Source organism: Streptomyces longisporoflavus (assembly GCF_014649775.1).
Lineage (GTDB): Bacteria > Actinomycetota > Actinomycetes > Streptomycetales > Streptomycetaceae > Streptomyces > Streptomyces longisporoflavus.
The window spans coordinates 14,976-36,950 of sequence record NZ_BMTR01000001.1; the positions used below are offsets into that span (position 1 = coordinate 14,976).

Here is a 21,975-nt window from a genome sequence, read left to right on the forward strand (position 1 = left end):
TTGTGGACCACCCGGTCAACTCGATATGGGGTCGGACCGAGTTGGCAGCGCTCGTCCTACCCAAGACCCTGGCGACCCATTCGCACAAGAGTGCCCCCAGGGGTGGCAAGTGCCGGGGAATTGTGTTGCGGCGGACGACGCGCGCAGCTCACGATGCGTTCATGTACGAGACGGGGGACAGAGCGGTGTCCGGGACGGGGGAGCGAGTATGAGTGCGCGACTGCGTGGCATCGCGCAGCAGACCGAGGAGATCGTGGCGGCAGGGCGGTATGCCGCTCCGGGTGGCCGCGAGGTGGTGATCGCGGATGCGGTGGACGCCGCGCGCTCCGGCACGCGGATGTTCGGTCCTGCGGCCCTGAACGTGGCTCCGGTGACCCCGCCCGAGCTGACCCCCACGGTAGTCGAGGTCACCGCCGAGAGCAGCCTGGAAGCCGCCCACCGGCTGACGGCCGCGCAAGGGGGCCCGGTGGCCGTCCTGAATTTCTCGTCGGCGCGCAATCCCGGCGGCGGCTATCTGAACGGGGCGCAGGCGCAGGAGGAGGCGCTGTGCCGCGCCTCGGCGCTGTACACGTGCGTGCGCTCGGCCAGGGAGTTCTACGACCACCACCGCGCGCACCGCGACCCGTTCTACAGCGACCGGGTGATCCACTCCCCGGCCGTGCCGGTCTTCCGCGACGACAAGGGCCGCCTCCTCGACGAGGCGTACGAGGTCGGCTTCCTGACGGCGGCGGCGCCGAACGCGGGCGTCGTCCTGCGGCAGACCCCGGAGCGCGCGGGGGAGCTGCCGTCGGCCCTTGCCAGGCGCGCGGAACGGGTCTTGGAGACCGCCGCCGCCCTCGGCTACCGGCGGCTCGTGCTCGGCGCGTGGGGCTGCGGGGTCTTCCGGAACGACCCCGCGCAGGTGGCGGACGCGTTCCGGGCGCTGCTCGACGAGGGCGGCCGGTTCCGCGGGTCCTTCGAGCACGTCGTCTTCGGGGTGCTCGACCGCACGCGCGGCGCGGTGACACGGGCCGCCTTCGAGGAGGCGTTCGGCGCGGGGTTCAGCCCCGCCCCCGGCCGTCAGCGCCAGCCGTAGCGCTCCTGGAGCCGCCGTACGACCAGGTTGAACCGCATCCGGTCAAGGGCGCACGCCTCCCGCCGCATTCCCGCGTCGTGCACCCGCAGGACCCGGTCGATGCCGACCCACGATTCGCGGCCCTCACGGTCCCAGGGACCGCTGCCGATCGGCACCCACTCACGATCATCGGCGTGCTGCTTGCTGGAGAGCTGCACGGCAAGCAGCGTGCCGCGTGCCTCGCGGGCGACGACGAGGACGGGGCGGTCCTTGCCGCGCCCGTCGTTCTCCTCGTAGGGAACCCACGTCCAGACGATCTCGCCGGGGTCGGGATCGCCGTCGTGGGCGGGTGCGTACGTCGTCTGGACCGGGCCGACCTCGCGCGGTTCGGCCTCGGTGGTCGCGGTGCGGCCCGTGCGTCCGGGGTGCGCGGACATCTGCGGGTCTTCGGTGTTGGCTGTCACGCGGGTCACCGTAGAACCTGCCCCGCGCGATGTGCGGGGCGGGGGAGCCCGATGGTCTTTATGCCGTCGCCGGCCACTGCTCGTACCAGCGCTGGTCCGCCTCCAACTGCGCGGCGAGCGAGACCAGGAGCGGCTCGCTGTTCGCGGGGCCGAGCAACTGGGCGCCGACCGGAAGACCGTCGCCGTCCCGGCCCGCGGGCACGTTGACGCCGGGCCAGCCCAGCACGTTCCACGTCCACGCGTAGGGGCAGGCGGCGATCATCGCCTGGTCGGTGCGCCAGCCGCTGAGGGAGGCCATGGTGCCGACGCGGGGCGGGGGAGTGGCGGTGGTGGGCGTGAGGATCACGTCGTACGTCGAGAAGGTCGCGCCGATCCGGCGGTGCAGGGCTGCTTCGGCGCGGCGGGCCAAACGCAGCGGGGCGCCGCCGAGCAGGCGTCCCAGGCGGGCCGCCTCCTTGGTCCGCGGGTCGAGCAGGCGCGGGTCGGGGATCTCGCGGGCCCATTCGGTGATGCCCGCCGTGGCTCGCGGCACGAAGTCGAGACCTATCTGGCCGTAGCGCGGGTCGGCTTCCTCGACGTCGTGGCCCAGGGCGGCGAGCCGGTCGGCGAGGACGATGACCTTGCGGCGCACCACGGGGTGCAGGCGCTTGGGCGTCGCGGTGAACGGCATGCGCAGGGAGAGGGCTATCCGCAGCCGCCCCGGATCGCGGGTCGCCGCCTCAGAGGCGCGGACGGCGGGCGGCTTGTGCAGGTCACCCTCGTGATTGCCGCTCGCCGCGTCAAGGAGCAGGGCCGCGTCGGCGACGGTCCTCGCGAGCGGGCCGTTGACGGTGATGCCGTTGAAGGACTCGGGCCAGGGCCACGTCGAGATGCGGCCGCGCTGCGGCTTGATCCCCACGAGATGGGTCCAGGCGGCGGGGATGCGCACCGAGCCCGCGCCGTCCGAGCCGAGCGCCGCGGGCACGAGCCCCGCGGCGACCGCCGCCGCCGAGCCGCCGGACGAGCCGCCGGGGGTGTGGCCGGTGTGCCAGGGGTTGCGGGTGTCGCCGAAGCCGGGCCCCTCCGTGAAGGGCCACTGGCCCAGCTCGCACGTGTTGGTCTTGCCGACGATCACGGCTCCGGCCGCCCGCAGCCGGCGTACGGACTCGGCGTCCTCCTTCTTCGGCGGGAAGTCGCCCCGGCAGCCGAACGCCGTCGGCTCGCCGGCCACATCGGTGTCGTCCTTCACGGCGATCGGCACCCCGAGCAGCGGCCGCCCCGTCCCGCCGGACGAGGCCAACTCCCGGTCGGCGGCGTCCGCTTCGGCGAGCGCGGCGTCGGCGCACACCAATTTGAAGGCGTTGAGCACGGGCTGCGAGGCGTCGATCCGCGCCAGTGTCCGCTCCGTGAGCGCACGCGAGGACACTTCTCCGTCGGCCAGCGCACGGGCGGTGCGCGCGAGGCCGTCGGCACGGTCGGCAGTCATGTGGGGGCACCTTTGATCGACGGACGAGTGCACGCACGTTAACCGGCGCGGGGGGAACGCGGTACGGGGGCGGGGCAGTTCGCGCCGGACACGCTCGCCGGGAGCGCTCCCACGCAGGTCAGGAAGGCCCCGCGGCCCGCATGGGGGCGCCCCCGCGCCGTCTGGAAGGATGAGTCCCGTTATGGCGCAGATACCGAACAAGAGCGCGCAGCAGACCGCACAGTACGCTGTGCCGACGAGCGCCGACGTGGCGCGCCTCGCGGGAGTCTCGCGCGCGACCGTCTCGTACGTACTGAACAACACCAGTGCCGTGCGCATCAGCGAGCCCACGCGACGCCGTGTCCACGAGGCCGCCAAGGAACTGGGGTACGTCCCGCACGCCGCGGCCCGCAGCCTGCGCGCCGGGCACACCCGTGTCGTCCTGATGCCCACGCCGCAGATCCCGGCGGGCCCGCTCTTCAGCGAGTTCTTCAACGAGTTGCAGTGGGCGCTCAGCCGCTTCGACTACACCGTCGTGCAGTACGGCAGCCTGGGCCTGACCGGCGAGGAAGCGGCTCGTGCCTGGGCCGAGCTGCGCCCCGTGGCAGTCCTCGCTCCCGGCGCGTCTGGGCTCGGCGCGCGAGCGGTGGACGTCCTGAAGCGGTCGGGCGCCAAGGCCGTCTTCACGCTGGGCCCGCAGCGGACCGAGGGCGCGCACGCCCTGCTCATGGACCAGCGGCGGATCGGCAACTGCGCCGCCGCGCATCTCCTGGAACGCGGCAGCCGGCGCATCGGCGTCGTGATCCCCGGGGAACAGGGCCTCAAGCCCTTCGCACGCCCGCGCGCCGAGGGCCTGCGCCAGACCGTCGCCGGGTACGGACAGGGCGCCACGGTGACCGAGCTGCCCCTGGCCTACGACGAGGAGTCGGCGGCCCGCCTCGCGGCACGCTGGCGCACGCTGGGCATCGACGGGGTGTTCACGTACAACGACGAGTACGCGATGCTCCTGATGCGGGCGTTGCAGGACGAAGGCATCGCCGTCCCCGGGGAGACGGCGATGATCGGCGCCGACGACTTGGTGCTCGGCAGGCTCCTGCGGCCGCGCCTCAGCACGGTCCGCATCGAGCTGCCGTCGGGTCAGAAGCTCGCGGAGCTCGTCGACCGGGTCGTGCGCGACCCGGGCATGGAGCCCGAGGTGCACGACGTGCTCGGTGCGACGGCCGTGCACCGCGAGTCCAGCTGACCCTGCTGTACAGCGGTCCTCGGTACAGAGATCCGTACCGAGTTCTGTACAGGAGTCTGTGCGGTGGCTTCCTTACTGCCCCTGCTGCTGCCCCTCCGCCTTGGCCTGCTCCTCGGCGACGGACTTGCGGACCTCGTCCATGTCCAGCTGCCTGGCCTGCCCGATGACGTCCTCAAGGGCTGCCTCGGGCAGCGCGCCGGGCTGTGCGAACACGGCCACCTGGTCGCGGACGATCATCAGCGTGGGGATCGACTGGATGCCGAAGGCCTGGGCGAGCTCAGGCTGCGCCTCCGTGTCCACCTTCCCGAAAACCATGTCCGGGTTGGCCTCGGCGGCCTTGTCGTAGACGGGCGCGAACGACTTGCACGGGCCGCACCAGTCCGCCCAGAAGTCGATCAGGACGAATTCGTTGTCCGTGACCGTCTGGTCGAAGTTTTCCTTCGTGAGCTCCATAGTCGCGCTGCTCATGGTGTTTCCCTCTTCCTGCTGTCGGTCGAAGCCGCTTGTGCACAACGGCCCGGGCGGCAGACGTATTCCACGCGTTCACCCGTGCTCGTCCGCGCGCGTACCCATGTGGCCACGGCGCACACCTGCGACCACACTGGCTTTCATGACGGATTCGAAAACATACGACGTAGTGGTCCTTGGTGCGGGTCCCGTGGGGGAGAACGTCGCGGACCGGGCCCGTGCGGGCGGTCTGAGCGTGGCGATCGTGGAGAGCGAACTCGTCGGGGGCGAATGTTCGTACTGGGCATGCATGCCCAGCAAGGCGCTGCTGCGACCGGTCATCGCGCGCGCGGACGCCCGAAAGGTACCCGGACTGCGCCAGACGGTGCAGGGAGATCTTGACGCGGCGGCGGTCCTCGCGCACCGGGACGACTACACCTCGCACTGGAAGGACGACGGCCAGGTCGGCTGGCTGGAGTCCATCGGCGTTGACCTCTACCGCGGCCACGGCCGCATCGCCGGGACGCGCCAGGTGACGGTCACCGGCTCGGACGGCACCGAGCAGACTCTCGGCGCGCGCCACGCCGTGGTGGTGTGCACCGGCACCCGCGCGGCCCTGCCCGAGCTGCCGGGCCTTGCCGACGTGAAGCCGTGGACGAGCCGCGAGGCCACCAGCGCGGACCGGGTGCCCGCCAGGCTCGCGGTGGTCGGCGGCGGTGTCGTCGCCGTGGAGATGGCGACGGCCTGGCAGGCACTCGGCTCGCAGGTCACGCTGCTCGTGCGCGGCGACGGCTTGCTGCCGCGGATGGAGCCCTTCGCCGGGGAACTGGTCGCCAAGGCGCTGACGGAGGCGGGCGCGGACGTCCGTACCAACGTCTCCGTGACGGAGGTGCGCAGGGAGAACGGCACGGTCAAGGCCACCCTGAGCGAGGGCGGCACCGTCGAGGCCGACGAGATCCTCTTCGCCACCGGCCGCGCCCCGCGCACCGACGACCTGGGCCTGGAGACGATCGGCCTCGAACCCGGCTCCTGGCTCTCGGTCGACGACAGCCTGCGGGTGGAGGGCAGCAGCTGGCTCTACGCGGTGGGCGACGCCAACCACCGCGCGCTCCTCACCCACCAGGGCAAGTACCAGGCCCGCATCGCCGGAGCCGCGATCACCGCCCGCGCCCAGGGCGTCCCCCTCCTGGAGACCGATCCCTGGGGCGCGCACTCCGCGACCGCCGACCACGACGCCGTACCGCAGGTGGTCTTCACCGACCCGGAGGCGGCATCGGCGGGCCTCACCCTCGCGGAGGCGGAATCCGCGGGCAAGCGCGTGCGCGCCGTGGACTACGACATGGCGAACGTGGCGGGTTCGGGCCTCTACGCGGACGGCTACGAAGGCCGCGCCCGCATGATCGTCGACCTGGACCGCGAGGTGCTGCTCGGCGTGACCTTCGTGGGTCCCGCCGTGGGCGAGCTGATCCACTCGGCGACGGTGGCGATCGCCGGTCAGGTGCCGATCGACCGGCTGTGGCACGCGGTCCCGGCCTATCCGACGATCAGCGAGGTGTGGCTGCGGTTGCTGGAGACCTATCGCGGGGCGTAGCCGGCACGGCGCTCGGCGGCGCTCTGTCTGATGATCCGGGGCCCGTCATCCGTTGCGGTGACGGGCCCCGGTGCCTGGGTGGGTCACGTCGTGGGCGAGCCGTGTGCTCAGGTGCCCGCGTCCCGCCACGCCGCGTCCCGCAGCAACCGCAGCCCGTTGAGCCCCACGAGCACGGTGGAGCCCTCGTGGCCGAGCACGCCGAGGGGGAGGGGCAGGCTGCCGACGAGGTCCCAGGTGACCAGGACGGCGATGAACGCCCCGGCGATCACCAGGTTCTGCACCACGAGTCCGCGGGCGCGCCGGGACAGTGCGATCACCTTGGGCACGGTGGCGAGTTCGTCCCGCACGATGACGGCGTCGGCGGTCTCCAGGGCCAGGTCGGAACCGGCCCGGCCCATCGCGATGCCGGTGTGGGCCGCGGCGAGGGCGGGCGCGTCGTTGACGCCGTCCCCGATGACCAGGACCCTGCGTCCGGCGTCCTCGGCCTCACGCACCGCCGCGACCTTGTCCTGCGGAAGCAGCCCCGCCCGTACGTCACCGATGCCGACCTCCTTGGCGAGCCGGGCCGCGGCCTGCGCGTTGTCGCCGGTGAGCAGCATCGGGGCGGTGCCGGTCAGGGTCTGCAGGGCGCCGACGGTCGCGGCGGCGTCGGGGCGGAGACGGTCGGCGATGCCGAGGACGCCCACGGGGGTGCCGTCACGCCGTACGAGCACGGCGGTCTGGCCGTCCTCGCCCAACCGGCGTGCGTGGGCAAGGGCGTTCACGTCCGCGGCATCCACGGGCCCGGCGTCGAGGAGCCGAGCCGGAGCGCCCACCTCGACGGTCGCGCCCCCGACCGTGGCGCTCACCCCGACGCCCGGCGCCGATGCGAAGCCGGTGACGGACGGGATGTCCAGGCCGCGAGCGCGCGCGGCTCCCACGACGGCGCGGGCCAGGGGATGTTCGCTGCGGTGCTCGGCCGCCGCGGCGAGCGCGAGGAGGGCTTCGTCGGTCAGACCGCTGCCGGGCAGTGCGTGGACGGCGGTCACCCGGGGCGTGCCCTCGGTCAGGGTGCCCGTCTTGTCGAGGGCGACCGCGTCGACCTGGCCGAGCCGCTCCATCACGACGGCGGACTTGACCAGGACGCCGTGCCGGCCCGCGTTGGCGATCGCCGAGAGCAGGGGCGGCATCGTCGCGAGGACCACCGCACACGGCGAGGCCACGATCATGAACGTCATCGCCCGCAGCAGGGCCCCGGTCAGGTCGTCGCCGAAGGCCAGCGGCACGGCGAAGACGGCGAGCGTCGCGACGACCATGCCGAGCGAGTAGCGCTGCTCGACCTTCTCGATGAACAGTTGCGTCGGCGCCTTGGTTTCCGACGCCTCCTCGACCATCGCCACGATCCGCGCGATCACCGAGTCCGACGCGTCGCGCCCGACCCGCACCCGCAGTGCGCCCGCCCCGTTCAGTGTCCCCGCGAACACCTCGTCCCCGGCCTCCTTGCCGACCGGCAGCGGCTCCCCGGTGATCGTCGCCTGGTCGACGTCACTGGCACCCTCCAGCACCTCGCCGTCGGCGCCGACACGCTCGCCGGGCCGTACGAGGATGACGTCGCCGATCCTCAAGTCGGCCGTGCCGACCGTCTCTTCGGCGCCCCCGTCGGCCAGCCGGGTGGCCGTGGCGGGCGCGAGATCGAGCAGGCTGCGCACCGAGTCGGCCGTACGGGCGGTGGCCAGGGCCTCGAGGGCGCCGGACGTCGCGAAGATGACGATGAGCAGCGCCCCGTCCATGACCTGCCCGATCGAGGCCGCGCCGAGGGCGGCGACGATCATCAGCAGATCCACGTCCAGGGTCTTCTCGCGCAGCGCCCGCAGCCCCGCGAGCGCCGGTTCCCAGCCCCCGGCGACGTACGCGACGGCGTACAGCGCACCCCACGTCCAGGAGGCGGCGCCCGCCAGCTGGAGCGGCAGCGCGACGAGGAACGCGGCCGTCGCCGTCGCCGCCCAGCGTGCCTCGGCGAGAGCGAGGACGCGGGTGCGGCGGCGCGGGACTCCCGCGGGGCCGGGGGAGGACCCCCGGTCGGAGGAGCGGGGGAGCTGGGCATCGGACAGGGCCGTGGGCATGGCGAAGTAACCCTTCACGGGCTGGGGAAGCGGCAACTCCATCACCGTACAGGAACGAATGAACAGCTTTTCATGTCTCATCGATAGGATGACGCCATGGGCCACGGAGTCGACGACAAAAGCACCGCCACCACGCGTGAACGCCTGGACGCCGTGGGGGCCGCGGACGTCGCCGCCACCCTCCAGGCCCTGGCCACGCCGTCACGGCTGTTGATCCTCGCGCGCCTCCAGGAGGGCCCCTGCGCGGCCGGCGATCTGGCCGACGCGGTCGGCATGGAGCAGTCGGCCTGCTCCCACCAGCTGCGCCTGCTGCGCAACCTCGGCCTGATCACCGGCGAACGGCACGGCCGCTCCGTCATCTACGCCCTCTACGACCACCACGTCGCCGAACTCCTCGACCAGGCGCTCTTCCATGTCGAGCACCTGCGCCTCGGTCTGCGGGACGCCCCCGCGGGCGGCTAGCCTGTGGGTGATCATCGCTCCGGATGATCCAGGCGCGGGTGAGGGAGAACGGCGTGTGGCCCGTGGTGGCGGTCGTGGCCGTCGGCGGCGCGATCGGCGCGTCCGCCCGCTACGGCGCGTCCCTGATCTGGCCCACCGGCGCAGGCAGCTTCCCCGCGACGACGCTGCTCGTGAACGTCGTCGGCTGCGCCGTCATGGGGGCCTTCATGGTGCTGCTCACAGAGGTGATGCGAAATCCGCACCGCCTGCTGCGGCCCTTCTTCGGCACCGGCGTACTCGGCGGCTTCACCACCTTCTCCACCTACGCGGTGGACATCGAGCGCCTGGCGGAGAGCGGTCACCCCGGGACGGGGCTCGCCTATCTCGGCCTCACGCTGCTCGCTGCCCTCGCGGCGGTGTGGAGCGCGACGTGGGCGACGCGCCGCGTCGTGGCCGCCGGCCGCGGTAGGGAGGCCCGGTGAACTGGCTCTGTGTGGTGGCGGGGGCGATGATCGGCGCCCCGCTGCGGTTCCTCACCGACCGTGCCGTGCAGGCCAGGCACGACACGGTCTTCCCGTGGGGGACGCTCGCGGTCAACGTCGCGGGCAGCCTGATCCTCGGCGTGCTCACCGGCGCGACCGTCGCGGGCGCCGCCGGCTCCCACACCCAACTGTTCATCGGCACCGGCCTGTGCGGCGCCCTGACGACGTACTCCACCTTCTCGTACGACACGTTGCGGCTCGCGGAGAGCGGCACCCGGTTCTACGCCGCGGTGAATGCCGCGGTCAGCGTGGTCGCGGCACTCGGTGCGGTGTTCGTCGGAGTGACGGTGGCGGAGGCGGTGTGGCGATGAGCCGGAGCGCGGGGATCAGGCCTCGGCGAAGTCACCCGAGAGCGCCGCGGCCATCCGCAGATGCGGGGCCGCTTCCGCGTCCCGCCCCTGCCGTTCGAGCGTACGGCCGAGGAGCAGCCGGGCGTACTGCTCGACCGGGTCGCGCTCGATGACCGTACGCAACTCGACCTCGGCGCGCAGCAGTTGAGCCGAGTGGTAGTAGGCGCGGGCGAGCAGCAGACGCGGGGCGACCTGCTCGGGCACCTCGTCGGCCAGGGGGGCGAGGATGCGCGCCGCCGTGGCGTACTCCTTGGCGTCGAAGAACTGCCGCGCGCGCTCCCAGCGCTCCGCCGCGGTCCCGTGGTCGTAGTACATCGTGTCCACTGTTGCCTCCTTCGAGCCGTCCAACGGCGGGGTGTGATCAAAAATTCCGGCGACCGGTCCGGCGCGGGGCGGCTCCGGGGGAGGCCCGAGCGGTCCGGGGGCGCGGGCGTCATCGGAATGACCGGAGTGCGCGCCTGACGTCGGGCGCCCCACGGGACTAGGTTGTGCGGCATGAGCAATCTTGATCGCGAGCCGGTCCCGTCCCTCTGCGGCGGGCGCGGATTCGTCGTCGCCGAACCGGTCCGGGAACTCCTCAGCCCCCGCAAGGTCAAGCTCGGCGAGTCCACGGAAGTCCGCCGCCTGCTGCCCAACCTGGGCCGCCGCATGGTCGGCGCCTGGTGCTTCGTGGATCACTACGGCCCCGACGACATCGCCGACGAGCCCGGCATGCAGGTGGGCCCCCACCCGCACATGGGCCTGCAGACGGTGAGCTGGCTGCACGACGGCGAGGTCCTGCACCGCGACTCCACCGGCAGCCTCCAGACGATCCGCCCCCGCGAGCTGGGCCTGATGACGTCGGGCCGGGCGATCTCGCACTCCGAGGAGAGCCCGAAGAAGCACGCCCGCCTCCTGCACGGCGCGCAGCTGTGGGTGGCGCTGCCCGACGTCCACCGCCACACCGACCCGCACTTCGAGCACCACGCGGAGCTGCCCCTGGTCACGGCCCCCGGCCTGTCGGCGACGCTCATCCTGGGCACGCTCGACGGCACCACGTCGCCCGGCACGACGTACACCCCGATCGTCGGCGCGGACCTCACCCTGACCCGCGACGCTGACGTACGCCTGCCCCTGGACCCCGACTTCGAGTACGCCGTCCTGTGCATGTCCGGCGAAACCCGCGTGGACGGCGTCCCCGTCGTGCCCGGCTCGATGCTCTACCTCGGCTGCGGACGCACCGAACTGCCCCTGCGGGCCCAGTCGGACGCGAGCCTGATGCTTCTCGGCGGCGAGCCGTTCGAGGAGGAGCTGGTCATGTGGTGGAACTTCATCGGGCGGTCGAACGAGGAGATCGGCCTGGCGCGCGCCGCCTGGATGGAGAGCACGCGCTTCGGCGAGGTGAAGGGCTACGACGGCCCCCGGATCCCGGCGCCGGACCTGCCGCCCGTGCCGCTGAAGCCCCGGGGACGCGTGCGCTGACCTACGCGGTCCCAGCAAGGGCCCCAAGGGCGCGCGGCGCATCGCGCGGACGGGGGCAGCCGGCGCGCCTGCCGACTGCCCCACCGGCTCATTCCGTTCGCAGCTCGCGGCTTCCGGCCCGGTTCTTCGCGATGTTCCGTGTCTTCCTGGTGCGGGCCGACTCGGCGACCACGGCGAGTACCGCCGGCGACCTCGACCACTCGGCGAGGTAGCGCTGCATCCAGTCCGTGACCTCCGCCAGCTCGGCCGGTGTCGGCACATGACCGTCCTCGACGGCCAGGTAGAACAGCCAGTCGTGGATGCGGCGGCGGATGAACTCGCGGTGCCCCTCCGCCTCGAGCCGGTCGATCTCCGGCAGCAGCCCGTCCGACCACTGCCGGAACTCGGCAGGGCCGGTCGCCTTCGCCGCGATCTCGTCCACGAGGGCGACCACCGCCGTCTTGGCCCCCATCTCGTCGGGGTCGCGCAGGATCGTGGCCACGATCGCGCGGTCCCGCTCGCGGCTCCGCGAGGAAGCGATCACCGAGACGACGCGCAGGTACACGGACGTCCGGGCATGGTCGTCCGCGACGGCTTCGTCGACGTCCACGTCGATGATGCCGGCCTCCGCCAGCAACGCGGCCACATCGGAATGCAATGTCATTGCTTCATCCCTACTTGCAGGGTTTCTTGCCGGCCTCGGCGGCCTCGCGCTGCTCCTTCGCAGCCCGCTCCTCCGCCTGACTCCGCCTGCCGAGCTTCCTGACGGCGGTCCTGATCTGCGGCTTGAAATGCTCCACCGCTTGTCGCTGCTTGCTCGAAAGCTCCGGTTGGTTGTGGAGGGGTTTGCCGTTCGCCCCGATTCTCACCTCGCGGCCCCCGCCACCGGTGACATGGGCGTGCGCCGGCTTGTCGACGTCGTACTCGTGCACGACGATCTTCACGCCGTTCTTGCTGACGTCGAGGAGGGAGAGGCCGAGCGGGTCGATCCACATGAACGGGTTGGGAACATAACCGTGCGGCGCGAATCCGCCGGCCAGACCGATCGGGTCCGGGGTGAGATAGCGGGCGGTCTCGGGGTCGTAGTGCCGGAAGTAGTTGTAGTGCAGCCCCGTCTCCGGGTCGTAGTACTGGCCGGGGAAACGCAGCGGTGTGTAGGCGGTGGCGCCTCGGTTCCAGACCGTCGTGCCCCACAGGGTGGTCCTCGTGCGCCAGGCGATGCCGCCCTGTTCGTCGAGGAGTTCGGTCGGGGTGCCGACGAGGTCGGTGACGATGGCGTAGAAGCGGGCGTCCACCTCTTCGTCGGTGAGGTGTTTGCGCTCCGTCTGGGCCAGGGGACACAGCCCCTCATGATCCCAGGTGAGGGTCACTGATTCCGGTGCGCCCGGGGTATGGCTCGTCTGTTCGCACAGGGTCAGGTCGTCCCAGGTGAAGTCGGTCTGCTCCGCAACCCCCTGCTCCGTCAAGCGTTGTTTGGCCACGCGGCGGCCCAGGGGGTCGTAGAGGTAGCGCCACCTCGTGCCGTCGGGGGTCACCACGGAGGTGAGGCGGTCCTCCGCGTCCCATGCGTAGTGCCAGGTGTCGGGCTTGCGGGACAGGCGGGTCTTCTGGCGCAGGGTGGTGCGGCCGGCCGCGTCGTACGCGTAGCGGACGTTGCCCGCCGCGGTGATACGGGTGCCGGTGTAGGTGCGGGGGCCGGTCGCCTCCTGGCCCGGCATGCGGGCCGGCCAGGAGGCGTCGGTCTGATTGCCCGCCTCGTCGTAGGCGTAGCTCTCCGTCCAGCCCGCCGCGTGGACCGCCGTGACCCGGCCCGTCGCGTTCAGGTGGAAGCGCCGCGCGCCGTTGAGCTGGTCTTCCACGCCGGTCAGATGGTCGTCCGCACGGTATGTGTACTCACGCTGCTGGATACGGGTGCGGGCCGGGCCCATCAGTTCCTGTTTCGCCAGGCGGCCCACGACGTCGTACACGTTCGTCAGTGTCACGGCCTCGCCGACCGTGCGGGTGAGCTCGCGGCCCGTCCCGTCGTGCGTGAACGCCATCCTCCGGCCGGACGAGACCAGTTCGGTGATCCTGCCTGCCGCGTCGTACGTCCAGGTGCTCGTCGCGCCGGACGGCGTGGTGCGGCCGGTGCGGCGGCCCAGTGCGTCGTAGGTGTGAGTCAGGGTGCGGCCGTTGACCGTCTCCGAGAGCAGACGCCCTGACGCGTCCCTCGCCAGGGTCAGCGTCACGTCCGGGTTCACCGCCGCGGTGAGGTTGCCTGTCGCGTCGTAGGCGAAGCGCGTGGTCGCGGCGCCTGCCACGCTCTGCGTGACCGTCCGGCCAAGGGCGTCACGTTCGAAGGTGATCTCGTCGCCCATGGCCGTCGTACGGGTCACCAGCTGGCCCGCCGCGTCGTAGGCGTACGTCAGCGCGCGGTCGTCGAAGTCGGTCTCCGCCACCAGGCGGCCTGCCGGGTCATACTCGTAACTCCAGCTCAAACCCTGGGGGTTGGTGACCTTGCGGAGCTGGAGCTGGGTGTCGTGGACGAACTCGTAGCGGACGCCGTCGGGGTCCGTGCGGGCGGCTATCAGGTCGAAGTGCGTGTATTCGTGTGTCGTGGTCGCGCCCATCGCGTCCGTGTGCGAGACGCAGTTGCCCTCGCCGTCGTACGTCCACGACTCCGACGTACCGTCCGCCTCCGTGCGCCGCGCCAGCCTGCCTTCCACCGTCCACTCAAGGCGCGTGATCGCGCCCGTCGGGTCCGTGATCGTGGCCGCGCGGCCGAAGGCGTCGAGGTCGTAGCGGGTCACCGCGCCCAGCGGGTCGATGACCTCCAGCGGCAGGCCCGCCGCGTTGCAGCGCAGCTCGGTGGTGTGGCCGAGCGGGTCCGTGATGGTGGTCACGGCTCCGGTGGCGTCGTGGGTGAAGTGGTGCGTCGCGCCGTCGGGAGCGGTCACGCCGGTGCGGTTGCCGTGCTCGTCCCATGTCTGGCGCTGGACGGCGCCGTCCGGGCCGACGAGCTCGACAAGCAGGTTGAGGTCGTTGTACACCGCACTGGCGAACGTGCCGTCCGGAGCGCGGGTCACGGTCAGATTGCCGCGCTCGTCCCAGGTGTTCTCGGTGCGGCGCCCCAGCGGGTCGGTGCGGGTGAGCAGGTTGTTCCAGCTGTCCCACTCGGTGTGGACGGTGCCGCCCAGCGGGTCCGTCTCGGAGAGGAGCTGACTGAGGTCGTTGTAGCGGTAGACGGTGGTCCCGCCGAGGGCGTCGGTGTAGCGGGTCTCCTGCTCGTCGGGGCGGTACTCGATGGTGCAGGCCAGGTGCCCGGCGGTGCTCTCGCCGCGGACGCAGCGGTCTTCGTCGTCGTAGGTGAAGCGGTACCAGGTGTCGTTGCTGTCGGTCCACGACGTGATGCGGGCCCGGTCGTCGTAGTCCAGCCGCAGCCGCGGCCCGGCCGAGTCGCGGACCTCGGCCAGATTGCCGACCTCGTCGTAGCCGTAGGCGGCCACCAGCGTGCCGTTCTTGCCGGGGGCGGACGCGGGGGCGGGGGTGGGAGCGAGCAGACGGAGCGCGGTGACGCGGGCGTCGTCGGTGTCCACCTTCAGGTGGTAGCCGCCGGTGTGGCGTATCGCCGTGGGTGCGCCGGCGGGGTCGCGGTCGATGTCGATGCGGTTGCCGTTGCGGTCGGTGATGGCTCGCAGGGGCAGGATTTCGTGTCGTTCTCCGGCGGGAGGGCTGGTCTGTTCCCCGGCTGCGGACTCTTCGAAGTGGCGGACGTGACCGCTGTGCGGGTCGGTGGCGGTGACCGTGCCTGCGGCGTCGATGGCCAGCGGCCGGCGGGGGCCGTGGGCGGGAAGCACCGGGTCACCGCCCGGTGTGGGGTGGGGGTAGGAAAGCAGCTGGCCGTCCTCGGTGACGTAGACCAGGCCTTCTTCGTCGATCTCGACTCGCTCGTCCAGCGTGGAGGCCCATGAGTCGCCGTACCAGTGGCCCCAGCGGTACGTGGAAAGGTGCGTGCGCCGGAGGACGAGGGGGAGCAGGCCCGGCAGGTCGATGTCGGTCTGTTCCATGAGCATTTCGCCGGAGATCATGTCGATGGGGTCGCCGTTCTTGCAGCGGCCCTTGGTCGGCTTGGCCTTGCCCGCCAGCTTCTTCATGCCGCCCGAGAGGGCCTTGCGGAGTCCCCCGGCCCCGGAGCGCAGTCCGCGGGCGGCGGCCTTGAGGCCCTTCATGCCCTTGGCGAGGCCGCGCAGGGAGGTCAGGGCCTTCATGCCGGGGATGCAGTCCAGGGCGGCGAAGGCGACGTCGAGGAGCCCGGCCTCTCCATTGGCGTATTTATGGAGGGTGTCGGCGAGGACGACCAGCGCGGCGACAAGGACGATCGCGGCCAGGATCGGGCCGCCGACGATCAGGGCGATGACGCCGAGGACCGCGACGACGACCTTGCAGACGGCGACGATGGTGTCCCAGTTGTCGGTGACCCAGTCCCCGACCTCCTCCCACCACTTGCGGTTCTGGATACCGGCGTCGGAGGCCTCTTCCAGCTTCTTCTTCGCCGTGCCCGCCGCGTTCTCGCGCATCTTGCGGGCGTCCTCGGCCATCTTCTTGGCGGCATCAAGGTTGTTCTTCGCGGCGGTGACGTCGGACTTGGCGGCGCTCTGGGCCTTCTCGGCGGAATTCGCGTTGCGGGTGGCTGCCTTGACCTTGTCGGGGTCGGGCTTGGGAACGTCTTTGCCGCTGCCCTTGTCGTCCTTGTACTTGTCGGCTTCCTTGCCCGCGCGGTCCACCCAGGAGTCGGCGGACGCCAGGCGGGATTGGGCGGAGCTGAGGCTGTTCTGGGCCTCGCGGCCCCGGGCGAGGGCCTTGTCCGCAAGGGCCTGGGAGCGTTCGAGGTCGGGCCAGTAGGCGGAGAGGGCGTCGCCCGCCATCTCGTAGCTCTTCTTGAGCTTCTTCAGCTTGCCCGGCGCGTCCTCGAACTCCGCCGTGAAGGACTCCGCCGTCTTGCCGGCCCAGGTGAGGATGGCGTCCTCACCCGCCATGCCCTTGATGTCCCGCAGGATTTTGGATACGTCGTCGGCGAAGTCGTGCAAGTTCTTGGCGAGGCTTCTGACCCGGTGCGGATCGCCCGGAGTCGGATCCTTGTCCAGATCGAGTACGTGCCAGTCGGCTGGTCGGTTCGACACCGAAAACATTCCCCCGTTGAATCGTCTGTTCATGCCCCGTGACGCGTCATCAGCTCAGCTGCTGGTGTCTGAACCGCGGTTGGGGCTGCTGCTGCTGCGATGCGCCGACCGTCCGGGTCGGCGGAGCCGGTCCAAGTGACCGCCGAGTGGTCGACCGGCCCGCGAAGTATCCGGCTGTAAGCCGGAGTTGGGCGTGCTCAGTCTGAGTCCGGGCCGCCGCCACAGGTCGTCGGGAGCTGCGTCGTGGCCGCGACGATCACGGTGGCGATGGGTGTGGTGCGGCGGTTCACGGTCGACTCCCGGTGAGACGAGTGGTGTCTCGAACGAGCCGACGTTACCTGTGGGGTTACCCGAATCGCCAGCGGCAACTTCGGGGCAAGACCGCCGTATTGCGACTAAACGCCGCCACTACCGGTGAGGAAGTGCTGTCACGAACGACCGCTTCGCGCCACCCCGGCTTGGCCCCCGGCTTGGCCTCCGGCCGCTGCCGTACGCGGTGTGGGGGTGGTTCGACCGTCCCGGTCGGGGCATTCGGCAGCTTATGACGATTCGTGATGAGCATCGTGACTCGCCTGACATGGGCGAGATGGAACGAGGTACTCCGCAACGACTCGCGGCGCGCAACCAGATGTGGACGCTTGCCTGGACCGGCCTGTGCGTCCTGCTCTCCATCTGGTCGGTGGCCTGGGCAGTCGGCGCGGCCAGGGGCAGCGCCAACGCATGGGCCTACTGCTTCGCCGGACTTGTGCTGCTCGCCTGTGCGCTGTGGGCCCGCCGCTCGGCGATCCGAAACAGTCCGCCGCGCCACCTGTGACGAAGGGTGCCTGCAGGGCGCAGGCGAGCAGTGAGTGCAGCGCCTCTATCCGAACACCCCCTGGCCCCGGAAAGGGCGCGGGTACGGGCCGGGCCGGAACGTCGTGTAGCGGGCCTCGGTGGTCGGATCGGCGTGCTGGGCACGGGAGTTGAGGGCACTCGGTGAGGTGTCGCCCCACGAGCCCGACGTGATCCGGTGGTCGATCGTGTGCAGGGCGGCGAGTTGTTCGCCGGGGCTGAAGGTGCAGTGCCCGGCGTTCTCGGTGTACGCCTGGCGCAGCAGCGGGGAGCGGCCCGCTTCGGCCACCGCCTGCCGGTAGGCGCTCTCCGTCCGGACGGGCACGAGGGCGTCACCGGTGGTGTGGATGGTCAGCTGGGGCTTGTCGAGGCGGCCGGAGGGCGCCGCATGTCCGGCCATGTAGCGCACCGCACGCGGTTCCGCGCTGACGCGTGGGGCGCGGGCGAGGGCCCGGAGGTCGTTACGGAGAGACAGCCCCGCCGACTTGTAGAGCGCCTTGACCTCCTTGTACTGGGAGGAGCGGGCGAGCATCGCCGAGTAGTCGACGCCCGTGTTCCAGGACATGTTGCCGCCCGCGCGGCGTTCGGCCTCCGCCCGCCAGGCGAATCCGGGCTGCGCCACGAGTCCGCGTACGGCCGTGTACTGGTTGGCCTGCTGGGCGGGGTAGTCGTCCGGGGCGGGCCGTGGCGTGCGCGGGTCGTTCCAGCCCGGAATGGCGTGCAGCGCGGCGGCGAGGGCGATGCGGGCGCGGCCGTCCGCCGAGTTCTGCGCCGTGCCCACGGTCTCGCCGAGCCGCTTGGCGGAGGTGGCGGCGTCGGCGGCGTCCTTGAAGCCCGTCAGCCGCACGTCCGCGTCACCGGAGCCGGGTGCGAGGAGGGTGCGCAGGGCGAAGGTGGCGTCCAGCGTGGAGTTCCAGTTGGCGACCCCGCCGTGCACGAGGCCGCACATGGACAAGGAGCCGTCGACGCGCCCCGGATGGCGCTCGGCGATGGTCGTGGTGATCAGACCGCCGAGGGACTGGCCCCAGGCGAGCGTCCGCCGCGCCGCGCCGACCTCCTCGGTGAAGGCGTCGAGTGCGGCCAGCTGGTCGGGCACCGCCTGCTCGACGGACCAGCCGGTCGTGGCGTACGAGGAGCCGACGAGGGCGTAACCCTCCTTGAGGAGCCGCTGTTTGGTGGGCTCGTCGGGGGCGTTCACGGCCGGGTTGGGGGAGCCCTCGGGGCGGTAACCATGGCTGAAGAGCAGGACGGTGCCGTTCCAGTGGTCCGGGGTGTCGATCATGTACGCGGCGCCGGAGGGGAGGGTGCCCTCCAGGTGGCGTGCCGGGGACGCTGCCGGGGACGGCGTGGCGGACGCGGACGCGGGGGCCGCCGCCACGAGGAGCAGCAGGGCGGCGAGACCGACCGCGTGCTGCCGGGCTGTGCGCGTCTGGGCGGTGCGTGCCCGGGCAGTGTGTGACGCGGCGGTGCGTGATCTGGCGGTGCGTGTCATGTGGAGTCTCCTCGTACGGGTCGCGGGGCCGGTGCGAGCGGATCGGGTTGTACGGCGAGGTCGCGAGCGTTGGTCTCCTTGACCCGCCAGACGGCCAGCGCCGTGATCGCGCCCCCGGCCGTCAGGAGCAGGGCCACCGCGTCGCTGGAGTCGTAGGCCGTGAGCAGACCGCTGGCGATCAGCGGCGAGAATCCGGCGCCGAGGAGCGTCGCGGTCTGGTAGCCGAGCGAGGCACCGGTGTAGCGCACCCGCGTCGAGAACATCTCGCTGAACAAGGCGCCGAGCGGCCCGTACATCACCGACTGGGCGATGCCGTGCCCGATCACGCAGGCGAGGATCAGCAGGCCGGGCCGGTGGCTGTCCACGAGCGCGAAGACCGGGAAGGCGGTGGCCGCCGAAAGCAGGGCTCCTGCCAGGACCAGGGGGCGGCGTCCGTAGCGGTCGGAGAGGAGGTTCGCGCACGGCAGGACCACGAGGGCCACGCAGGAGGCGACGGTGACGCCGGTGAGCACCTGCGGGCGCGTGTACCCCTCGTCCACGGCGTACGAGATCATGAAGCTCGTCATCAGCGCCTGCGCGGTGAACGGGCCGATGCCGACCGCCGAGGCGAGCAGCACGGGGCGTGGCGCGCGCAGGACTTCGACCAGTGGCATCCGGGCCCGCTCGCGCCGCTGTGAGAGCGACGCGAAGAGCGGGCTCTCCGCGACCTTGAGGCGTATGTAGAGGCCCGCGCCGAGCAGCAGGAAGGACAGCAGGAAGGGCACTCGCCAGCCCCAGGCGCGGAAGTCGTCGTCGGGCAGCGTGCTCACCAGCGTGACGACCCCGGTGGAGAGCACCATGCCCAGCGGGGCGCCGAGTTGGGTGAAGCTGGTCCACAGGCCGCGCGGCCGGTCGCCCGCGTGTTCGGCGACCATGAGCGTGGCGCCGCCCCATTCGCCGCCGATCGCGATGCCCTGCACGACGCGGAGCAGGACGAGCAGGACGGGTGCCCAGACGCCGATCGCGTCGTACGTGGGGAGCAGGCCGATGAGGAAGCTGCCCGTGCCCATCAGGACCATGGTCAGGAGCATCATGGACTTGCGGCCGAGGCGGTCGCCGAAGTGGCCGAAGACGATGCCGCCGATGGGCCGGGCGAGATAGCCCGCGGCGAACGTGCCGAAGGCGGCCACGGTGCCCACCGCCGGATCGGCCTCGGGGAAGAAGAGGTCGCCGAAGACGAGCGCGGCGATGGTGCCGTACACGAGGAAGTCGTAGAACTCGATCGCGGTGCCGAGCAGTCCGGACAGGGCGACGCGGCGCAGTTGCCCGTCTCTCTCCCCTGTGCCGGCCTCGGCGCTCGTCTCGCCGACTGGCGGATGCGTCATGGTGCCGGGCTCCTCAGGAGTAGAAGCGGGAAAGGCTCCGCAGAACGCAGGCGGGCTTGTCGCCGCCCTCGATCTCGACCGTGCCGTCGACGGCGATCTGCACCCCGCCCCGTACGTCGTCGACGGAGGCGAGCGTGGCGCGCAGGCGTATCCGGGAGCCCGCCTTGACGGGGGAGGGGAAACGCACCTTGTCCAGGCCGTAGTTGACCTTCGTGGTGACGCCCCGGACGTCGAGGAGGCCGGTGAAGAGCGGGATGAAGAGGGACAGGGTGAGATAGCCGTGGGCGATCGGCGCACCGAAGGGTCCCCGGGCGGCCTTCTCGGGGTCGGTGTGGATCCACTGGTGGTCGTCGGTCGCGTCGGCGAAGGTGTCGATGCGGTCCTGCCCGACCTCCAGCCAGTCGGTGACGCCGAGGTCGCTGCCGGCGAGTGCGTGCAGTTCGGCAAGTCCGTTGGCGGTGACGGTCATCGGGGTGCTTCTCCCTCGGGGTTCGTGGTCCGTGCGCTGCCGTACTCGCGGCGCAGGCTGGGCTTGTGGAGCTTTCCGGAGGCGGTGCGCGGCAGTTCGGGCACGCACACCACCGACTTGGGGATCTTGTATGTGGCGAGGCGTCCCGCGAGGAAGCCGAGTACGTCGTCCGGGGCGGGGTCCGTGCCGTCGCGGGGCACGACGACGGCGCGCGGCACCTCGCCCCAGCGCGCGTCCGGTACGCCGATGACGGCGCACTCCGCCACGTCGGGGTGGGCCAGGAGCGCGCTCTCGACCTCGGCGGGGTAGATGTTCTCGCCGCCGGAGATGATCATGTCCTTGAGGCGGTCGGCGATGGTGACGAAGCCGTCGGCGTCCACCCGGGCCGCGTCCCCGGTGCGGAACCAGCCGTCGGCGAAGGCGGCGGCGGTCTCGTCCGGCAACTGCCAGTACCCGGCCATGACATGAGGACCGCGCACCAGGACCTCGCCGGTCTCCCCGGTGTCCGCAGGGCTGAGGTCGGGGCGTACGACACGTATGTCGGTGAAGAAGTGCGGCACTCCTGCCGTGCCCGTCTTGCGCTCGGCGTGCTCGGCGTCGAGGTAGAGCGCGCCGGGCGAGGCCTCCGTCATCCCGTACCCCTGCTGGAAGGCGAGTCCGCGCTTCGCGTACGTCTCGATCAGCGGGACGGGTACGGGCGCACCGCCGCACATCAGGATCCGCAGCGAGGACAGGTCGGCGGACTGCCAGCGCGGTTCGCGGGTGAGGCGCTCGTACATCGTGGGCACCCCGAACACCGCGCTGACCTGGTTCTCTTCTACGAGATCAAGGGTCTCGGCCGGGTCGAAGGACTCGACGAGCACGCAGTGGCCGCCCTTGAGGAGCACGGGCAGGGCGAGCATGCCGAGGGCCGCGGCGTGGAAGAGCGGGGCGGAGACCAGGGCGACGGTGTCGGCGGTGAGGTCGGTGTCGACCAGGACGTTGACGGCGTTCCAGGTGAGGTTGGCGTGGGAGAGCATGGCGCCCTTGGGGCGGCCGGTGGTGCCGGAGGTGTACATCAGGAGGCACACGTCGTCCGCGCCGACCGCCTCGTCCAGCGGCTCATCGACCGAGTGCGCGAGCAACTCCTCGTACTCCGGGCCCACTTCGAGGAAGAGGTCCACCTGCGCCGCCCGCGGCAGCTCCGCCGTGACCGGGGTGTGCGCGGGGGAGTGGATCAGTGTGCGGGCGCCGGCGTCGGACAGTTGGTACGCGATCTCCGGCGCGGCCAGGCGGGTGTTGAGCGGTACGAAGACCGCCCCGAGCGCGCCGGCGGCGAAGAACGTCTCCAGGAAGGCCGGGTGGTTGGCCCCGAGGTAGGCGACCCGGTCCCCGCGCCGGACGCCCCGGGCGCGCAGGGCGTGCGCGAGCCGCAGGACCCGGGAGTGCAGGGCCGCGTAGCTGACGGTGCGACCCTCGTGGGTGAGGGCGGTGCGGTGCGGGGTCTTGCGGGCCCGGCGCGCGGGCCAGGAGCCGAGTCCTTCGTTGCGCATGGCGCGCCCC

The 21,975-nt window shown here is 71.7% G+C and carries 19 protein-coding genes; 8 read left to right on the top strand and 11 right to left on the bottom strand.

Annotated features, from left to right (window positions below; all coding sequences use genetic code 11):
* Nucleotides 1-208 precede the first annotated feature (208 nt).
* Entirely contained in the window at nt 209-1,075 is an 867-nt protein-coding gene (locus tag IE226_RS00080) for a TIGR02452 family protein (protein ID WP_190078824.1), read from the top strand.
* On the opposite strand, the gene IE226_RS00085 is transcribed toward IE226_RS00080, so the two are convergent.
* Both IE226_RS00085 and IE226_RS00090 read right to left on the bottom strand, forming a co-directional pair.
* Nucleotides 1,060-1,491: a type II toxin-antitoxin system PemK/MazF family toxin gene (locus IE226_RS00085; RefSeq protein WP_190079508.1), complete on the bottom strand. Its 432-nt coding sequence runs from the start codon at nt 1,489-1,491 to the stop codon at nt 1,060-1,062. The two genes, IE226_RS00080 and IE226_RS00085, sit on opposite strands and share 16 nt — an antisense overlap.
* An 85-nt stretch (nt 1,492-1,576) precedes the next feature.
* Nucleotides 1,577-2,983, bottom strand: a complete 1,407-nt coding sequence (locus IE226_RS00090; protein ID WP_190078825.1) for an amidase — start codon at nt 2,981-2,983, stop codon at nt 1,577-1,579.
* Nucleotides 2,984-3,164: 181 nt separating this feature from the next.
* Here IE226_RS00090 and IE226_RS00095 point away from each other — a divergent pair, with 181 nt between their 5' ends.
* Nucleotides 3,165-4,205 carry a LacI family DNA-binding transcriptional regulator gene (locus IE226_RS00095; RefSeq protein ID WP_229870269.1) on the top strand — a complete coding sequence of 347 codons (1,041 nt, stop codon included), beginning with the start codon at nt 3,165-3,167 and terminating at the stop codon, nt 4,203-4,205.
* A 72-nt stretch (nt 4,206-4,277) separates the two neighbouring features.
* Here the strand turns inward: IE226_RS00095 and trxA are convergent, their stop codons facing one another.
* Entirely contained in the window at nt 4,278-4,673 is a 396-nt protein-coding gene (trxA, locus tag IE226_RS00100) for a thioredoxin (RefSeq protein WP_190078827.1), read from the bottom strand.
* A gap of 142 nt (nt 4,674-4,815) precedes the next feature.
* Between trxA and IE226_RS00105 the strand changes: the two genes are divergently transcribed.
* Nucleotides 4,816-6,243, top strand: a complete 1,428-nt coding sequence (locus IE226_RS00105) for a dihydrolipoyl dehydrogenase family protein (protein WP_190078828.1) — start codon at nt 4,816-4,818, stop codon at nt 6,241-6,243.
* Nucleotides 6,244-6,350: 107 nt separating this feature from the next.
* Here the strand turns inward: IE226_RS00105 and IE226_RS00110 are convergent, their stop codons facing one another.
* Nucleotides 6,351-8,345: a heavy metal translocating P-type ATPase gene (locus tag IE226_RS00110; protein ID WP_190079509.1), complete on the bottom strand. Its 1,995-nt coding sequence runs from the start codon at nt 8,343-8,345 to the stop codon at nt 6,351-6,353.
* A 96-nt stretch (nt 8,346-8,441) separates the two neighbouring features.
* On the opposite strand from IE226_RS00110, the gene IE226_RS00115 reads away from it, so the two are divergent.
* The 3 genes from IE226_RS00115 to crcB (IE226_RS00125) are packed head-to-tail and all read left to right on the top strand — an operon-like array spanning nt 8,442 to nt 9,639.
* Nucleotides 8,442-8,807: an ArsR/SmtB family transcription factor gene (locus IE226_RS00115; protein WP_190078829.1), complete on the top strand. Its 366-nt coding sequence runs from the start codon at nt 8,442-8,444 to the stop codon at nt 8,805-8,807.
* A 23-nt stretch (nt 8,808-8,830) separates the two neighbouring features.
* Nucleotides 8,831-9,268, top strand: a complete 438-nt coding sequence (crcB, locus tag IE226_RS00120; protein WP_190078830.1) for a fluoride efflux transporter CrcB — start codon at nt 8,831-8,833, stop codon at nt 9,266-9,268.
* Nucleotides 9,265-9,639, top strand: a complete 375-nt coding sequence (crcB, locus tag IE226_RS00125) for a fluoride efflux transporter CrcB (RefSeq protein ID WP_190078831.1) — start codon at nt 9,265-9,267, stop codon at nt 9,637-9,639. The genes crcB (IE226_RS00120) and crcB (IE226_RS00125) overlap by 4 nt, the downstream gene beginning before the upstream one ends.
* Before the next feature lie 15 nt (nt 9,640-9,654).
* Here the strand turns inward: crcB (IE226_RS00125) and IE226_RS00130 are convergent, their stop codons facing one another.
* Nucleotides 9,655-10,002 carry a tetratricopeptide repeat protein gene (locus IE226_RS00130; RefSeq protein ID WP_190078832.1) on the bottom strand — a complete coding sequence of 116 codons (348 nt, stop codon included), beginning with the start codon at nt 10,000-10,002 and terminating at the stop codon, nt 9,655-9,657.
* 171 nt (nt 10,003-10,173) lie between these two features.
* Between IE226_RS00130 and IE226_RS00135 the strand changes: the two genes are divergently transcribed.
* Nucleotides 10,174-11,139 carry a pirin family protein gene (locus IE226_RS00135; protein ID WP_190078833.1) on the top strand — a complete coding sequence of 322 codons (966 nt, stop codon included), beginning with the start codon at nt 10,174-10,176 and terminating at the stop codon, nt 11,137-11,139.
* Nucleotides 11,140-11,227: 88 nt separating this feature from the next.
* Here the strand turns inward: IE226_RS00135 and IE226_RS00140 are convergent, their stop codons facing one another.
* A complete protein-coding gene (locus IE226_RS00140) occupies nt 11,228-11,782 on the bottom strand; it encodes a hypothetical protein (protein ID WP_190078834.1) in 555 nt (184 codons plus the stop codon).
* A gap of 10 nt (nt 11,783-11,792) precedes the next feature.
* On the bottom strand, nt 11,793-16,277 hold the full coding sequence (locus IE226_RS00145; protein ID WP_229870270.1) for an RHS repeat-associated core domain-containing protein: 4,485 nt from the start codon (nt 16,275-16,277) through the stop codon (nt 11,793-11,795).
* Nucleotides 16,278-16,863: 586 nt separating this feature from the next.
* On the opposite strand from IE226_RS00145, the gene IE226_RS00150 reads away from it, so the two are divergent.
* Complete coding sequence (locus tag IE226_RS00150; RefSeq protein ID WP_229870271.1) at nt 16,864-17,091, top strand: hypothetical protein; 228 nt, start codon at nt 16,864-16,866, stop codon at nt 17,089-17,091.
* 45 nt (nt 17,092-17,136) lie between these two features.
* Here IE226_RS00150 and IE226_RS00155 read toward each other — a convergent pair whose 3' ends face one another.
* Genes IE226_RS00155 through IE226_RS00170 form a run of 4 tightly spaced genes read right to left on the bottom strand, consistent with a single transcriptional unit; the run spans nt 17,137 to nt 21,965 of the window.
* The gene (locus IE226_RS00155; protein WP_229870272.1) at nt 17,137-18,600 is read right to left on the bottom strand and encodes an alpha/beta hydrolase family protein; all 1,464 of its coding nucleotides are present in this window, start codon (nt 18,598-18,600) and stop codon (nt 17,137-17,139) included.
* Complete coding sequence (locus IE226_RS00160; protein WP_190078837.1) at nt 18,597-19,964, bottom strand: MFS transporter; 1,368 nt, start codon at nt 19,962-19,964, stop codon at nt 18,597-18,599. Before IE226_RS00160 ends, IE226_RS00155 begins: the two co-directional genes overlap by 4 nt.
* A 13-nt stretch (nt 19,965-19,977) precedes the next feature.
* Nucleotides 19,978-20,433: a MaoC family dehydratase gene (locus IE226_RS00165; protein WP_190078838.1), complete on the bottom strand. Its 456-nt coding sequence runs from the start codon at nt 20,431-20,433 to the stop codon at nt 19,978-19,980.
* Nucleotides 20,430-21,965 carry an acyl-CoA synthetase gene (locus IE226_RS00170; protein ID WP_190078839.1) on the bottom strand — a complete coding sequence of 512 codons (1,536 nt, stop codon included), beginning with the start codon at nt 21,963-21,965 and terminating at the stop codon, nt 20,430-20,432. Before IE226_RS00170 ends, IE226_RS00165 begins: the two co-directional genes overlap by 4 nt.
* Nucleotides 21,966-21,975: the final 10 nt, after the last annotated feature.